Origin of the sequence: Kitasatospora sp. NPDC059722, from assembly GCF_042733235.1 — a bacterium.
Classification (GTDB): Bacteria; Actinomycetota; Actinomycetes; order Streptomycetales; family Streptomycetaceae; genus Kitasatospora.
Map to the genome: position 1 here is coordinate 40,569 of NZ_JBHWGD010000018.1, position 13,520 is coordinate 54,088.

The following is a 13,520-nucleotide window of genomic DNA, read 5'->3' on the forward strand; positions in this document are numbered from 1 at the left end:
CGTTGCAGTAACGGCCAGTTGATCACCACCCCACTCCGCCCCCTCACAGCGCGCGGGCCGCCGCCCTGAACCGGTACGCGGTGGCGGACGGGTCCTGCGCCGCGAACAGCACGGCGAGCAGGTGGTCGACGGCGGCGGCATCCAGGATCCGCAGCAGCGTGGTGAGTTCGGCCTCCGGCGCGTCGGCGAGGAGCTCGTCCGCGCCGGCGAGGACGACGAGCACCCGGGGCGGCGGCCGGTCCGGCTCCCCGGCGGGGTGCAGGACGTCGCCCAGGCACTCCTCGAAGGCGTCCCAGTTGTGGCCGAAGTACGCGGGGAAGTCGAGGGCGCGCGCCCAAGCTGTGAGCAGGCCGGCCTTGGTGCGGCACGCGCCGCCGTCGATCGCGACCCGGCGGACGTCCCCGGCGGGGACGCGGGCCAGGCCCGCCCACGGGTGCCCGGGGAACAGGTCCCACCGGGCCCCGGCGAGCAGTCTCTCCGGTGGGCTGGGGTGCGTCACGACGGTAGCTCTACCGCCCCGCCCGCCGGCGCCGGACGCCGCCGCGCCGGGGGCTCACCCGGCCGGCCGACGGGTCCGGTGCGGCAGCGCCTCGGCATGCGGGAACGCGTCCGGACGGACGCCCGGAAACGCCACCGCCCCGAGTGGGAAGTCGGCGGATCCGACTTTCCACGACGGGGCGGTACGCGGTACCGGGTCGGCCGGGCGGGAGCCCGGCCACGCACCGGTGATTACTCGACGATGCCGGACTTGGCGATGGTGACCTTGGCCGAGGTGCGGCCGCTCTGCGAGCCCTTGGACTCGATGAGCTTCACGATGTCCATGCCCTCGACGACCTCGCCGAAGACGACGTGCTTGCCGTCCAGCCAGTTGGTGGCGATGGTGGTGATGAAGAACTGCGAGCCGTTGGTGTTGCGGCCCGCGTTGGCCATCGAGAGCTGGCCGGCCTTGGTGTGCTTGATCTCGAAGTTCTCGTCCGCGAACTTCTCGCCGTAGATGCTGCGGCCGCCGGTGCCGTTGTGGTTGGTGAAGTCACCGCCCTGCAGCATGAAGTCGGGGATGACGCGGTGGAAGCCGGAGCCCTCGTAGCCGAAGCCGTTCTGGCCGGTGGCGAGCTCGCGGAAGTTGCGGGCGGTGACCGGGACGACGTCGTCGTACAGCTTGAAGACGATCCGGCCGGCGGGCTCGTCGTTGATCGTGATGTCGAAGAAAACGTTGGAAGCCATGCAGGGATCATGGCACGACCGACGCTCCGACGCGCGACACCCCCGACGGTCCGGCGCCACCTCGGTGTCGTCCCGTACCGCCCCGCCGCACCGGGCACGGACGTTACGATCGGGGTCGGCTTCGAGCGGGGCGGGCGTTCGATCGCGACGACGGGGTGGGCGGCATGCGGATCGGTGAACTGGCCCGGCGCACGGGCGTGAGCGAGCGCTCCCTGCGCTACTACGAGAAGCAGGGCCTGCTGGCCCCCGACCGCACCCTGGGCGGGCACCGGGACTTCCCGGACGGCGCGGTGGACCGGGTCATCCTCATCCAGGAGCTGTTCGCGGCCGGACTGCACAGTCGCAAGATCTACGAGATCCTCCCCTGCATGCGGGACGCCGACGGCGGCCCGAACGAGATCGCCACCCCGCTGCTGGTCGAGGAGCTCACCGCCGAGCGGGAGCGGATCGACCGGATGATCGCCGACCTGGTCCGCTCGCGCGAGGTCCTGGACGAGGTGATCCAGACCGCCTCCGGCCGCCCGGCGCTCGGCCCGGCCGGGCGCGAGGCGCGCTAGCGGGTCCCGTCCGGCGCCCGGTCGGGCCGGGGCTCCTTCAGCTTGCGCCAGACCGTCTCCAGCGCGGCGATGTCGGCGTCGTCGAGCCGGTCGTCGAAGACCGGCGCGAGCACCGCCCGCCGGGTCGCGTCGGCCTCGGCGAACGCGGCCCGGCCCTGCTCGGTCAGTTCGATCCGCACCGAGCGGGCGTCCGAGTCGGAGGCCGAGCGGGCCACCAGTCCGCGCCCGGCGAGGGCGTCGACCACCCGGGACACCTGGCTGCGGCTGAGCATCGTCTTCGCCCCGAGGTCGGAGGCGGCGACCGGCTCCCGCTGCCCGTTGAGCCACAGCATCACCTCGAACCAGGACAGCGGCAGCCCGTGGACCCGGGCGAGCTCCCGGTCCACCCGGGCGGCCAGCGTGGCACCGGCCCAGACCAGCCCGTAGAAGGCGTGATCGCGCTCCGGCAGCGGGCCCAGGGTGAGGTCGGCACGGTTCATGCCGTTCATCGTACCGAGTTGCGTGCGCATGCACAGATTCCCGGCGCGGCACCGACGTGGTCGGTAGCATCACCGGCATCGGGCGCCCGCACACGGCGTACGACCGGGGAGGGACGAGGCGATGGACGACACGGCCGGCCGGATCGGGGTCTACCTGGCACACCCGCGGCCGGGCAGCTTCAACCACGCGCTGCACGACGCCGTCGTGGCCGAACTGCGCGGGCGCGGCTGCGACGTGCGCGCCCACGACCTGTACGCGGAGGGGTTCCCCGCCCTGCTCACCGCCGAGGAGACCGGCACCGTCAACGCCGCCGACGCGCCCGCCGACCCGCAACTCGCGCTGCACCGCGCCGAAGTGGCCACCCTCGACGCCCTCGTCCTGATCCACCCCAACTGGTGGGGCATGCCGCCCGCCGTCCTCACCGGCTGGGTGCAGCGCGTGCTCGCGCCCGGCGTCGCGTACAAGCTCGGCACCGCCGACGGCGAACCCGCCGGGCTGCTCCGGGCCGGCCGGGCCCTGGTCCTCAACACCTCCGACACCCCGGAGGAGCGCGAGCGCACCGAGTTCGGCGATCCCCTCCAGCGGATCTGGGCCGCCTGCGTCCTCCCGTACGTCGGCGTCACCGACGTCCGCCGGACGGTCTTCCGCACCGTCACCGACGCCCAGGCCACGACCCGCGCCGCCTGGCTCGACCAGGCCCGCGCCGAGGCGGCGGCCCTCCTGCGGTGACCGCGCGGGCGCGGTGACACGATGGGCGGATGCTCCTCGAAGACTCCTCGCACCGGCTCGACCTGCGGCCGCACAGCTACCAGTTCGGGACGGCGCGCGGTGAGGGCTACGACGACAACTGGCTGGTGATCGCCGGCGCCGTGGCCGTGCCCGAGGGGGCGTGGCGGTTCGTCGAGGCGTGCCTGACCACCTGGGAGGCGCGGGAGATCTCCGCGGTGGCTGCGGGCCGCCGCCGACCCGGCCCGCAGCCCGGGCGCGCTCGACTTCACCGAGCCGCTGCTGACCTTCGGCCTCGCCGAGGAGCAGCCCGCGGACGGGCGGCGGCTGGTGCGGGTCCGCTTCGCGCTGGAGGCCGCGCCGCCGTGGGTGGACCTCGACGCCGAGGACGCCGAGGACGAGGACGCCGACAGCGACGAGGACGGGGACGACGTGTGGCCCGGCCACACCGCCGAGTTCCTCCTCGCCCCCGCCGAGCTCCGCGCGGCCGCCGACGCCTGGGACGCCGAGCTCGCGCCCTTCCCCGAGCGCTGAGCCCCGGCCTCAGGCCGGGTCCAGCTCCAGCTCCGCCACCGCGTCGTCGCCGCTCGTCTCGCCGGTCGGCCGGAAGCCCAGCCGGGCGTAGAACTCGGCGGGACCGTCCGGCCCGGGGTGGTACGTGACGGTGACGCGGGTGCCGCCGCGGCGGCGGACCTCCGCGCACACCTGCTCCACCGCGAAGCGCCCGTAGCCGCCGCCCTGCCGGTCGGCGTCGACGAGCAGGCGCCAGAGGCCCGAACGCGGCCGGTCCCCCGCCTTGTCGGGGTAGAACGTGATGTCGAAGAAGGCCATCACGAACCCGACCATCCGCTCGCCGTCGAAGATCAGCCGGGGCCACGCGGTGTCGCCGTGGACGTACGCCTCCGCGAGCGACTTCACCACCGATGCCACCAGCCCCTCCTGGTCCGGCCGCACCCGCAGGGCGAGGGCGGCGTCGAGGTTGGCCGGGGTGACGGGTGCGAGGCGCAGGTCGGAGGTCATGGCCGTCAGCCTACGAAGCGAACGGCCCCGCGTCGCCCGGATTTCGGCCGGCCCCGGCGTCAGCGCGTGAACACCAGCGAGACGTTGTGCCCGCCGAAGCCGAACGCGTTGGTGAGCGCGACCGGCACGGCCCCGGTGCGCGGCGCGCCCGCGACGACGTCGAGCTTCACCGCCGGGTCGAGCCGCTCCAGGTTGGCGGTGGCCGGCACGACCCCCTCCCGGACGGCGAGGACGGCCGTGAGGGCCCCGAGCGCGCCGGCCGCCCCGAAGAGGTGCCCGGTGAGCGACTTGGTGGCGGTCACGGCCGGGTGCAGCCCGATCGCCTCGGTGACCGACTCCGCCTCGGCGAGGTCGCCGATCTGGGTGGAGGTCGCGTGGGCGTGGACGAGGGCGACGTCCTGCGGGGCGAGCCCCGCCTCGGCCACCGCGCGCCGCATGGCCCGGACCTGGCCCTCGGCCGCCGCCGCGGTGATGTGGTGGGCGTCGGAGGTGACGGCCGCGCCGGCCAGGGCGGCATGCGGGCGGGCGGCCCTGGCGGCGGCGAACTCGGCGCGCTCCAGGACGAGGACGACCGCGCCCTCGCCGATCACGAAGCCGTCCCGGTCGACGTCGAACGGCCGGGAGGCCCTGGTGGGCTCGTCGTTGCGGGTCGAGTGGGCCTTGGCCTGGGCGAAGCCGGCCATCGGGAGCGGGCAGATGCAGGCCTCGGCGCCGCCGGCGACGACGACGTCGGCGCGGCCGAGCCGGATCAGGTCGAGGCCGAGGGCGATCGCCTCGGCGCCGGAGGCGCAGGCACTGACCGGGGTGTGCGCGCCGGCCCGCGCGCCGAGCTCGATGCTGACCCACGCGGCCGGGCCGTTGGCCATCAGCATGGGCACGGTGTGCGGGGAGACCTTGCGGACGCCGGAGGCCTCCAGCACGTCGTCCTGCGCGAGCATGGTGACCGCGCCGCCGGTGCCGGTGCCGATGACGACGGCGAGGCGCTCCGGGTCGACCTCCGGGGAGCCCGCGTCGGCCCAGGCCTGCCGGGCGGCGATCAGCGCGATCTGCTCGCAGCGGTCCAGCCTCCGGGCCTGGACGCGGTCCATCACCTCGGACGGCTCGACCTTCAGCCGGCCGGCGATCCGGGCGGGCAGGTCCGCGGCCCAGGCGTCCTCGATGGCCGCGATCCCGGACTGCCCGGCCAGCATCGCGGCCCAGGTCGAGGGGACGTCCCCGCCGAGCGGCGTGGTCGCCCCGAGACCGGTGACGACCACGTGGCCGGCGCCGGCGGCACCGCTGTCGGCATTCATGAAATCTTTCCCCCTACGTTTATTGAGAGGCCACAAATCGAAACCGCCCTCCGTGCCGATGGGCCCGGAGAGCGGTCGAACCCTGTGCCACTCTGACAGGGGATTGAGGGATCTTCAGAGGCCGGAGAGCACCGATTCGGGTACGGCCCCTTTGTAGGTTTCCTTTAGTTTGCGAGGTCGGCGAAGTCCGTCCCGCGGCCGACCGCCTCCCACGCCTCGGCCTCCTTGCGGGCACGGTCGAGCTGTCCCAGGACCCCGTCGACGGCGTCACTGCCGAGCGCGAGCCGCAGCGGCGTGTGCTCGGCGTCCAGGGCGGCGAGGATCGCCGCGGCGGCCTTGGCCGGATCCCCGGGCTGCTTGCCGTCGGAGTCCGGCAGGCCGGTGCGGACCGGGCCGACGACCGGGTCGTAGGCGGCGATCGGGGTGGCGTGCGCGAGGGCGCCGCCGCCGGCGAAGCCGGTCCGGAACGCACCCGGCTCGACGATCAGCACCTTCACCCCGAACCCGGCGACCTCCTGCGCCAGCGCCTCGGACAGCCCCTCCAGCGCGAACTTGGTGGCCGAGTACGCCCCCACCCCGGGGAACGAGAACCGCCCGCCCATGCTGCTCATCTGCACGACCGCCCCCGAGCCCTGCGCCCGCAGGTGCGGCAGGACGGCCCGGGTGAGCGCGGCCGGCCCGAAGAAGTGCAGCTCCATCAGGTCCCGCAGCTCGCGGTCGGTGTACTCCTCGACGGCGCCGATCAGGCCGCGCCCGGCGTTGTTCACCAGGACGTCGATCCGGCCGAACCGCTCCAGCGCCTCCGCGACGGCCGCCGGGATCCGCTCCCCGTCCGTCACGTCCAGCCGCACCGGCACGACCCGCCCCGGGTGCGCGGCGACCAGCCCGTCCAGCGCCTCGGGCCGTCGGGCCGCCGCCACCACGCTGTCCCCGGCGGCGATCGCGGCCTCGGCGATCGCCTGCCCGAAGCCGGAGTTCGCCCCGGTGATCAGCCAGACCCGCCCGGCCGCCCGCTTCTCGTTGCTCATTCCCCATGCCCTCCGTATGCCGTGCACCACAAGGAAGTTGACGATCATTTATACGTCAGGCCGGCGGCCGGGGCCCGACCCGCCCCGGAAACGCCGGAGCCCCCGGCCGACGGTGATCGGCCGGGGGCTCCCGGAACTTCGAGGTCGTGTGCGTTACGGCAGGTTGCGGGCCATGACGATGCGCTGGACCTGGTTGGTGCCCTCGTAGATCTGCGTGATCTTCGCGTCGCGCATCATCCGCTCCACCGGGTAGTCCCGCGTGTACCCGTACCCGCCCAGCAACTGCACCGCGTCCGTCGTGATCTCCATCGCCGCGTCCGACGCGAAGCACTTCGCCGCCGCACCGAAGAACGTCAGGTCCCCATCCCCGCGCTGCGACTTCGCCGCCGCCGCGTACGTCAGCTGACGCGCCGCCTCCAGCTTCATCGCCATGTCCGCCAGCATGAACTGGACCCCCTGGAACTCCGCGATCGCCTTCCCGAACTGCCGGCGCTCCTGCACATAGCCCTTCGCGTAGTCCAGCGCCCCCTGCGCGATCCCGACCGCCTGCGCCGCGATCGTCACCCGCGTGTGGTCCAGCGTCCGCATCGCCGTCGCGAAACCCGTCCCCTCCGCACCGATCATCCGGTCCGCCGGAATCCGCACGTTGTCGAAGTACACCTCACGCGTCGGCGACCCCTTGATCCCCAGCTTCTTCTCCGGAGCACCGAACGACACACCCGCATCGCCCTTCTCCACCACGAACGCCGAGATCCCCTTCGACCGCTTGTCCGGGTCCGTCACCGCCATCACCGTGTAGAACTCCGACACACCCGCGTTCGTGATCCAGCGCTTCACCCCGTTCAGCACCCAGAAGTCACCGTCGCGCACCGCACGCGTCCTCATCCCCGCCGCGTCCGAACCCGCCTCCGGCTCCGACAGGCAGTACGAGAACATCCCCTCACCACGCGCCAGAGCCCCCAGGTACTTCGCCTTCAGCTCCTCCGAGCCCGACAGCTGCACCGGCAGCGACCCCAGCTTGTTCACCGCCGGGATCAACGACGACGACGCGCACACCCGCGCGACCTCCTCGATCACGATCACCGTCGCCAGCGCGTCCGCCCCCGCACCCCCGTACTCCTCCGGCACGTGCACCGCGTGCAGGTCATTGCCCTGCAACGCCTCCAGCGCCTCCTGCGGGAACCGGCCCTGCTCGTCCACCTCCGCCGCGAACGGAGCGATCTTCGCCTCGGCCAGCCCGCGCACCGCCTCACGGAGCATCCCGTGCTCCTCGGAGATACGGAAGAGATCGAAGTCAGCCGCGCCTGCGCTGCCCGCCATGATGCCGCCTCGCCACAGTGATCGAAGGATCCGGTTGGTTACCGTCGAGTAGAGATCCTAGGGCTCCGACCTGCGACTGCCTAGCGTTTCCGGCCCCCGGCGGGCCCCGGACGGGCGGCCTCCGGCGGAGTCCGGGGGACGGATAGCATCAGGGCACCCACTCATGGTCGAGTCCGCACAAAGGGGAACCCGTGACCCTCCGCATCTCCGTGATCGGCACCGGCTACCTCGGTGCCACCCACGCGGCCGCGATGGCCGAGTTCGGCTTCGAGGTGCTCGGTCTGGACATCGACCCCGAGAAGATCGCCACACTGACCGCCGGCCGCGTCCCGATGTACGAGCCGGGCCTGTCCGAGCTGCTGCTCAAGCACGTGGCCGGGCACGAGGGCTCCACCGGCCGGCTGCGCTTCACCACCTCCGTCGAGGAGGTCGCGGAGTTCGCCGACGTCCACTTCGTGTGCGTCAACACCCCGCAGCGCAAGGGCGAGTTCGCCGCCGACATGTCCTACGTGGACGCCGCGATCGACGGCCTCGCGCCGCACCTGTCGCGCCCGGCCCTGGTGGTCGGCAAGTCCACCGTGCCGGTCGGCTCGGCCGGCCGGCTGGCCGAGCGCCTCGCCGCCCTGGCGCCGGTCGGCGCCGACGCCGAACTCGCCTGGAACCCGGAGTTCCTGCGCGAGGGCTTCGCCGTCCAGGACACCCTGCGCCCGGACCGGATCGTGGTCGGCGCGCACAGCGAGCGCGCCGAGCGGCGGCTGCGCGAGGTGTACGCCGAGCCGATCGGGGCCGGAGTGCCGTTCGTGGTCACCGACTACGCGACCGCGGAGCTGGTGAAGACCGCCGCCAACTCCTTCCTGGCCACGAAGATCTCCTTCATCAACGCGATGGCCGAGGTGTGCGAGGCGGCCGGCGCCGACGTCACCCAGCTCTCCACCGCGCTCGCCTACGACGAGCGGATCGGCGGCAAGTTCCTCAACTCCGGCCTCGGCTTCGGCGGCGGCTGCCTGCCCAAGGACATCCGGGCGTTCATGGCCCGGGCCGGCGAGCTCGGCGCCGACCAGGCGCTGACCTTCCTGCGCGAGGTCGACTCGATCAACATGCGCCGCCGCTCCCGGATGGTGGAGCTGGCCCGCGAGCAGTGCGGCGGCGGCTTCCTGGGCCGCCGGGTGGCCGTGCTCGGCGCCGCCTTCAAGCCCAACTCGGACGACATCCGGGACTCCCCCGCGCTCAACGTCGCCGCCCAGATCCAGCTCCAGGGCGCCCAGGTCACCGTCTACGACCCGAAGGCCATGGACAACGCCCGCAAGATGTTCCCGGGCCTGACCTACGCCGACTCCCCGCTGGAGGCCGCCGAGGGCGCCCACGTGGTGCTGCACCTGACCGAGTGGCAGGAGTTCCGCACCCTCGACCCGGCCGTCCTCGGCGCGGTCGTCGCCGAGCGCCGCCTCCTCGACGGCCGCAACGTCCTCGACGCGGACGCCTGGCGCGCCGCCGGCTGGACGTACCGCGCCCTCGGCCGGCCCAGCTAGGGAATCCCGCACCCCGGCACGTCGTTGGGACCGTCATGACGAGCTACGGCGACGACGCGACGGTCCGCGACATCCTCACCGGCACGGGCGACACCTGGGCGGTGGTCGGCCTGTCGAACAACACCGCGCGCGCCGCGTACGGCGTGGCCGCCGTGCTCCAGCGCCACGGCAAGCGGATCGTGCCCGTGCACCCGAAGGCCGAGACGGTCCTCGGCGAGCCCGGCTACGCGTCGCTGGCGGAGGTGCCGTTCCCGGTCGACGTCGTCGACGTGTTCGTCCGGTCCGAGCTGGCCGGCGAGGTGGCCGACCAGGCGGTGGCCGTCGGGGCGAAGGCGGTCTGGTTCCAGCTCGGCGTCGTCGACGCGGCGGCGTACGAGCGGACGACGGCCGCCGGGGTCTCGATGGTCATGGACAGGTGCCCGGCCATCGAGTTCCCCCGGCTCGGCTAGTGGCGTGGCCGGACGGGTCCGGCGATCAGGCCGGGGCGGCGCCGTCCAGCTGCGCGATCGTCGCGATGGACGGGCCCCGGGTGGCCCGCAGCCCGGCCGCGGCGGACTCCGCGTCGCGCAGGACGCGGACGGCGTTGTGCCAGGTGAGCTTGGCCAGGTCGGCCTCCGACCAGTGGCGGCGCAGGAGTTCGGCGACGAGGTTCGGATAGCCGGCGACCGAACCGAGGCCCTCGGGCAGGAACGCGGTGCCGTCGAAGTCGCCGCCGATGCCGATGTGGTCGATCCCGGCGACCTCGCGCATGTGGTCGAGGTGGTCGGCGACGGTGGACGCGGTGGTGACCGGCCGCGGGTGGGCGGCCTCGAACTCGCGCTGGCGGGCCATGCCCGCGGGGGTGGTGTCCAGCGGGTGGAGGCCGTGGGCGCGCATGTTCTCGTCGGCCCGCAGGGTCCACGCGGCGGCCTCGGCGTGGATGAACTTCGGCACGAAGGTGGCCATCGCGACGCCGCCGTTGCCGGGCAGCTGCGCGAGGACGTCGTCCGGGACGTTGCGCGGGTGGTCGCAGACCGCGCGGGACGACGAGTGCGAGAAGACGACGGGCGCCTCGGTGACCCGCAGGGCGTCGCGCATGGTGTCGGCGGAGACGTGCGAGAGGTCGACCAGCATGCCGAGCCGGTTCATCTCCCGGACGACCTCCTCGCCGAAACGGGTGAGCCCGCCGGCCACCGGCTTGTCGGTCGCCGAGTCGGCCCACGGCACGTTGTCGTTGTGGGTGAGGGTCAGGTAGCGGACGCCGAGCTCGTACAGGGCCCGCAGGGTGGCGAGCGAGCAGTCGATGGAGTGGCCGCCCTCGGCGCCCATCAGGGAGGCGATGCGGCCCTCGGCGCGGGCCGCCTCGATGTCGTCGGCGGTGCGGGCGAGCCGGAGCCGGTCGGGGTAGCGCGCGACGAGGGCGTGGACGAAGTCGACCTGCTCCAGCGTGGCGCTCACGGCGTGGTCGCCGGCCAGCCGGGTGGGCACGTAGACGGACCAGAACTGCGCGCCGACCCCGCCCTCCGCGAGGCGGGCGAGGTCGGTGTGCAGGCGGTCGCTCTGGTCGGCGGCGAGGTCGAGCGCGCCGAGGTCGTACCCGGCCTGCTCGCGCATCGCCCAGGGGAGGTCGTTGTGGCCGTCCACGACGGGGGCGGTGCGCAGGAGGGCCCGCGCACGGTCCAGCGGGGTGGGGAAGTCCAGCTCAGAGGTCATGCGACCTGTTCTACCCCACCCCGCCGCGCCGCCTACTTGGCGAAGCCGAAGGAGTCCGAACCGGCCACCTTGGCGCGGAGCTTCTTGCCCTTCTCGGTGGCCTGGGTGTTGAGCTCGGCCTGGAAGTCGGTCATCCGCTCGGTCAGTTCGGGGTCGAACGCGGCGAGCATGCGCACCGCGAGCAGGCCCGCGTTGCGCGCGCCGGCCACCGAGACGGTCGCGACCGGCACGCCGGCGGGCATCTGGACGATCGACAGCAGGCTGTCCATGCCGTCCAGGTAGCGCAGCGGCACCGGGACGCCGATGACCGGCAGCGGCGTGACGGAGGCGAGCATGCCCGGCAGGTGGGCGGCGCCGCCGGCACCGGCGATGATCGCCTTGAGCCCGCGCTTGTGCGCGTTCTCGCCGTAGGCGACCATCTCGCGCGGCATCCGGTGGGCGGAGACGACGTCGACCTCGTAGGGGATCTCGAACTCGTCGAGGGCCTGGGCGGCGGCCTCCATGACGGGCCAGTCGGAGTCCGAGCCCATGACGATGCCGACGACGGGGTTGGTGTCGCTCATTCGGTGATCGTTCCTCGCAGGTAGGCGGCCGCGTGGCGGGCGCGCTCGCGGACGTCGTCGAGGTCGTCCCCGAAGACGTTGACGTGGCCGACCTTGCGGCCGGGCTTCACGTCCTTCCCGTACATGTGGATGCGCAGGCCAGGGTCGCGGGCCATGCAGTGCAGGAAGGCGTGGTACATGTCCGGGTAGTCGCCGCCGAGGACGTTGACCATGACGGTCCACTTGGCGCGCGGCCGGGGGTCGCCGAGCGGGAGGTCGAGGACGGCCCGCAGGTGGTTCTCGAACTGGGAGGTGACCGCGCCGTCCTGGGTCCAGTGGCCGGAGTTGTGCGGGCGCATGGCCAGCTCGTTGACCAGGATCCGGCCGTCCCGGGTCTGGAACAGCTCGACGGCGAGGTGGCCGGTGATGCCGAGGTCGCCGGCGATGCGCAGGGCGAGCTGCTGGGCCTCGTCGGACAGGGCCGGGTCGAGGTCCGGCGCGGGGGCGGTGACCTCGGCGCAGACGCCGTTCTCCTGGACGCTCTCCACGACCGGGTAGGCGACGGCCTGGCCGCTGGGCGAGCGGACGACGTTGGCGGCCAGCTCGCGGACGAAGTCGACCTTCTCCTCGGCCAGGACCGGCACGCCCGCCAGGAACGGCGCCTCGGCCTCCTGCTCGTCGTCGACGACCCACACGCCCTTGCCGTCGTAGCCGCCGCGGACCGTCTTCAGGACGACGGGGTAGCCCTCGCCCTCGGCCGCGAAGGCGGTCACGTCGGCCGGGTCGGCGACGATCCGGTGCCGGGGGCAGGGCACCCCGATGGCGTCGAGCCTGGCCCGCATGACGCCCTTGTCCTGGGCGTTGACCAGCGCGTCCGGACCGGGGCGGACGGCGATGCCGTCGGCCTCCAGCGCCCGCAGGTGCTCGGTCGGGACGTGCTCGTGGTCGAAGGTGATCACGTCGCAGCCGGCCGCGAAGCGGCGCAGGGTGTCGAGGTCGCGGTAGTCGCCGAGCACAACGTCGGAGACGACCTGCGCCGCGGAGTCCTGGGGGGTGTCGGCGAGGAGCTTGAACCTGACCCCGAGCGGGATACCCGCCTGGTGTGCCATGCGGGCCAACTGCCCGCCGCCGATCATGCCCACCACTGGAAAATTCACATTGCCCGGGGAAGTCACCCGGCCAGGATATCCGGGCCGATCGGGGGCGATGGAGCCGCTGGTGGCAAGGCCGGAGGGGCCCTCCGGGTGGACGCGCGTAGATGTCAACCGGGGGCGCGAGGGGCTGAGCCGTTCGGCGGAACCGGGTAGCCTGGACGGCCAGGTCCTGGTCTACGCAGTCCGATCATGTGCGTGCACGCAGGGCACAAGGGGCGGGCACCGTCCCGACGCACCGCCCTTTCGACCGCACGCACATGGAGGCAGCCCGGTATGGCCACGACCGCAGCTCCGAGTCCCACACTCGTGCAGAAGATGCGCGGACTCACGGGAGAAGCCGTGAAGTTCGGCATCGTCGGCCTGAGCGGCGTGGTGGTCAACTTCCTGGTGTTCTGGGTCTGCATCAACGGCCTGCACCTGGCCTCGCTGCGCTCGAACATCGCCGCGACGCTGATCGCGATCGCCACCAACTACCTCGGCTACCGCTACTGGCTGTACCGGGACCGCGACGCCGCCTCGCGCAAGCGCGAGATCACGCTGTTCCTGGTGTTCAGCGGCATCGGCATGCTGATCGAGACCGGCGTGCTCGGCACCTCGGTGTACCTGCTCGGCCTGGACTCGCACTTCGAGCAGCTCGGCGCCAAGCTGGTCGGCCTCGCGCTGGGCACCGTGTTCCGCTTCGTCTCGTACCGCACCTGGGTGTTCAAGGCCATGCCCGAGGCCGAGCCGCAGGCCCCGCACGCCACCGGCAGCGAGCTGGCCGCGCAGGCCGAGCTGATGCTGGCCGCCGAGGAGATCCGGTACGCCAAGGCGGAGTGATCCTCCGCACGTCCACGCCGTGGGGGGGGGGGGGCGCCCCCCCCCCCCCCCCCCCCCCCCCCCCCCCCCGCCGCGGCCGCCCCCCCCCCCCCCCCGCCCCGCGCGCCCCCCGCGCCCGGCCGCAGCGCCGCGCCGCG

Annotated in this window: 16 protein-coding genes; 6 read left to right on the top strand and 10 right to left on the bottom strand. The window is 73.3% G+C overall.

All coding sequences use genetic code 11. From position 1 onward, the window contains the following. Positions 1–43: 43 nt before the first annotated feature. Together ACFV4F_RS14630 and ACFV4F_RS14635 are read right to left on the bottom strand one after the other, a co-directional pair. The gene (locus tag ACFV4F_RS14630; RefSeq protein ID WP_380502494.1) at positions 44–499 is read right to left on the bottom strand and encodes a barstar family protein; all 456 of its coding nucleotides are present in this window, start codon (positions 497–499) and stop codon (positions 44–46) included. A 230-nt stretch (positions 500–729) separates the two neighbouring features. Then, positions 730–1,224, bottom strand: coding sequence for a peptidylprolyl isomerase (locus tag ACFV4F_RS14635; RefSeq protein WP_380442063.1), 495 nt, complete (start codon positions 1,222–1,224; stop codon positions 730–732). Between the two features lie 164 nt (positions 1,225–1,388). Between ACFV4F_RS14635 and ACFV4F_RS14640 the strand changes: the two genes are divergently transcribed. Further along, the gene (locus ACFV4F_RS14640) at positions 1,389–1,781 is read left to right on the top strand and encodes a MerR family transcriptional regulator (protein ID WP_380502497.1); all 393 of its coding nucleotides are present in this window, start codon (positions 1,389–1,391) and stop codon (positions 1,779–1,781) included. On the opposite strand, the gene ACFV4F_RS14645 is transcribed toward ACFV4F_RS14640, so the two are convergent. Next, the gene (locus tag ACFV4F_RS14645) at positions 1,778–2,260 is read right to left on the bottom strand and encodes a MarR family winged helix-turn-helix transcriptional regulator (protein ID WP_380442066.1); all 483 of its coding nucleotides are present in this window, start codon (positions 2,258–2,260) and stop codon (positions 1,778–1,780) included. The genes ACFV4F_RS14640 and ACFV4F_RS14645 overlap by 4 nt on opposite strands. 121 nt (positions 2,261–2,381) lie before the next feature. Between ACFV4F_RS14645 and ACFV4F_RS14650 the strand changes: the two genes are divergently transcribed. Both ACFV4F_RS14650 and ACFV4F_RS14655 read left to right on the top strand, forming a co-directional pair. Continuing rightward, positions 2,382–2,990 carry an NAD(P)H-dependent oxidoreductase gene (locus ACFV4F_RS14650; protein ID WP_380502500.1) on the top strand — a complete coding sequence of 203 codons (609 nt, stop codon included), beginning with the start codon at positions 2,382–2,384 and terminating at the stop codon, positions 2,988–2,990. A gap of 327 nt (positions 2,991–3,317) precedes the next feature. After that, on the top strand, positions 3,318–3,521 hold the full coding sequence (locus tag ACFV4F_RS14655) for a hypothetical protein (RefSeq protein WP_380502503.1): 204 nt from the start codon (positions 3,318–3,320) through the stop codon (positions 3,519–3,521). Positions 3,522–3,530: 9 nt separating this feature from the next. Here the strand turns inward: ACFV4F_RS14655 and ACFV4F_RS14660 are convergent, their stop codons facing one another. The 4 genes from ACFV4F_RS14660 to ACFV4F_RS14675 all read right to left on the bottom strand — a co-directional run bounded on the left by ACFV4F_RS14660 (position 3,531) and on the right by ACFV4F_RS14675 (position 7,647). Next, entirely contained in the window at positions 3,531–4,007 is a 477-nt protein-coding gene (locus tag ACFV4F_RS14660) for a GNAT family N-acetyltransferase (RefSeq protein WP_380502506.1), read from the bottom strand. A gap of 59 nt (positions 4,008–4,066) precedes the next feature. Further along, positions 4,067–5,299, bottom strand: coding sequence for a beta-ketoacyl-[acyl-carrier-protein] synthase family protein (locus ACFV4F_RS14665; protein ID WP_380442073.1), 1,233 nt, complete (start codon positions 5,297–5,299; stop codon positions 4,067–4,069). A 164-nt stretch (positions 5,300–5,463) separates the two neighbouring features. Next, positions 5,464–6,327, bottom strand: a complete 864-nt coding sequence (locus ACFV4F_RS14670; RefSeq protein WP_380497249.1) for an oxidoreductase — start codon at positions 6,325–6,327, stop codon at positions 5,464–5,466. 153 nt (positions 6,328–6,480) lie between these two features. After that, positions 6,481–7,647: an acyl-CoA dehydrogenase family protein gene (locus tag ACFV4F_RS14675; protein ID WP_380502509.1), complete on the bottom strand. Its 1,167-nt coding sequence runs from the start codon at positions 7,645–7,647 to the stop codon at positions 6,481–6,483. 191 nt (positions 7,648–7,838) lie between these two features. Between ACFV4F_RS14675 and ACFV4F_RS14680 the strand changes: the two genes are divergently transcribed. Both ACFV4F_RS14680 and ACFV4F_RS14685 read left to right on the top strand, forming a co-directional pair. Then, the gene (locus ACFV4F_RS14680; protein ID WP_380502511.1) at positions 7,839–9,176 is read left to right on the top strand and encodes a UDP-glucose dehydrogenase family protein; all 1,338 of its coding nucleotides are present in this window, start codon (positions 7,839–7,841) and stop codon (positions 9,174–9,176) included. A gap of 35 nt (positions 9,177–9,211) precedes the next feature. After that, on the top strand, positions 9,212–9,625 hold the full coding sequence (locus ACFV4F_RS14685; protein ID WP_380442081.1) for a CoA-binding protein: 414 nt from the start codon (positions 9,212–9,214) through the stop codon (positions 9,623–9,625). A gap of 25 nt (positions 9,626–9,650) precedes the next feature. Here ACFV4F_RS14685 and ACFV4F_RS14690 read toward each other — a convergent pair whose 3' ends face one another. From ACFV4F_RS14690 to ACFV4F_RS14700, 3 genes are read right to left on the bottom strand one after another with little or no spacing between them, the layout of a single operon-like run. Next, on the bottom strand, positions 9,651–10,868 hold the full coding sequence (locus ACFV4F_RS14690; protein WP_380502514.1) for a dipeptidase: 1,218 nt from the start codon (positions 10,866–10,868) through the stop codon (positions 9,651–9,653). Between the two features lie 32 nt (positions 10,869–10,900). Next, entirely contained in the window at positions 10,901–11,431 is a 531-nt protein-coding gene (gene purE / locus ACFV4F_RS14695; RefSeq protein ID WP_380442085.1) for a 5-(carboxyamino)imidazole ribonucleotide mutase, read from the bottom strand. Beyond that, positions 11,428–12,567, bottom strand: a complete 1,140-nt coding sequence (locus ACFV4F_RS14700) for a 5-(carboxyamino)imidazole ribonucleotide synthase (protein ID WP_380442087.1) — start codon at positions 12,565–12,567, stop codon at positions 11,428–11,430. The genes purE and ACFV4F_RS14700 overlap by 4 nt, the downstream gene beginning before the upstream one ends. A 270-nt stretch (positions 12,568–12,837) precedes the next feature. On the opposite strand from ACFV4F_RS14700, the gene ACFV4F_RS14705 reads away from it, so the two are divergent. After that, a complete protein-coding gene (locus tag ACFV4F_RS14705; protein WP_380502516.1) occupies positions 12,838–13,383 on the top strand; it encodes a GtrA family protein in 546 nt (181 codons plus the stop codon). The last annotated feature ends 137 nt before the right edge of the window (positions 13,384–13,520 follow it).

Excerpts from the sequence above, each read along its gene's own strand:
- ACFV4F_RS14635 (WP_380442063.1), bottom strand. The coding sequence starts at position 1,224 with ATGGCTTCCAACGTTTTCTTCGACATCACGATCAACGACGAGCCCGCC.
- ACFV4F_RS14640 (WP_380502497.1), top strand. The coding sequence starts at position 1,389 with ATGCGGATCGGTGAACTGGCCCGGCGCACGGGCGTGAGCGAGCGCTCC.
- ACFV4F_RS14645 (WP_380442066.1), bottom strand. The coding sequence starts at position 2,260 with ATGAACCGTGCCGACCTCACCCTGGGCCCGCTGCCGGAGCGCGATCAC.
- ACFV4F_RS14650 (WP_380502500.1), top strand. The coding sequence starts at position 2,382 with ATGGACGACACGGCCGGCCGGATCGGGGTCTACCTGGCACACCCGCGG.
- ACFV4F_RS14660 (WP_380502506.1), bottom strand. The coding sequence starts at position 4,007 with ATGACCTCCGACCTGCGCCTCGCACCCGTCACCCCGGCCAACCTCGAC.
- ACFV4F_RS14665 (WP_380442073.1), bottom strand. The coding sequence starts at position 5,299 with ATGAATGCCGACAGCGGTGCCGCCGGCGCCGGCCACGTGGTCGTCACC.
- ACFV4F_RS14670 (WP_380497249.1), bottom strand. The coding sequence starts at position 6,327 with ATGAGCAACGAGAAGCGGGCGGCCGGGCGGGTCTGGCTGATCACCGGG.
- ACFV4F_RS14675 (WP_380502509.1), bottom strand. The coding sequence starts at position 7,647 with ATGGCGGGCAGCGCAGGCGCGGCTGACTTCGATCTCTTCCGTATCTCC.
- ACFV4F_RS14685 (WP_380442081.1), top strand. The coding sequence starts at position 9,212 with ATGACGAGCTACGGCGACGACGCGACGGTCCGCGACATCCTCACCGGC.
- ACFV4F_RS14690 (WP_380502514.1), bottom strand. The coding sequence starts at position 10,868 with ATGACCTCTGAGCTGGACTTCCCCACCCCGCTGGACCGTGCGCGGGCC.
- purE (WP_380442085.1), bottom strand. The coding sequence starts at position 11,431 with ATGAGCGACACCAACCCCGTCGTCGGCATCGTCATGGGCTCGGACTCC.
- ACFV4F_RS14705 (WP_380502516.1), top strand. The coding sequence starts at position 12,838 with ATGGCCACGACCGCAGCTCCGAGTCCCACACTCGTGCAGAAGATGCGC.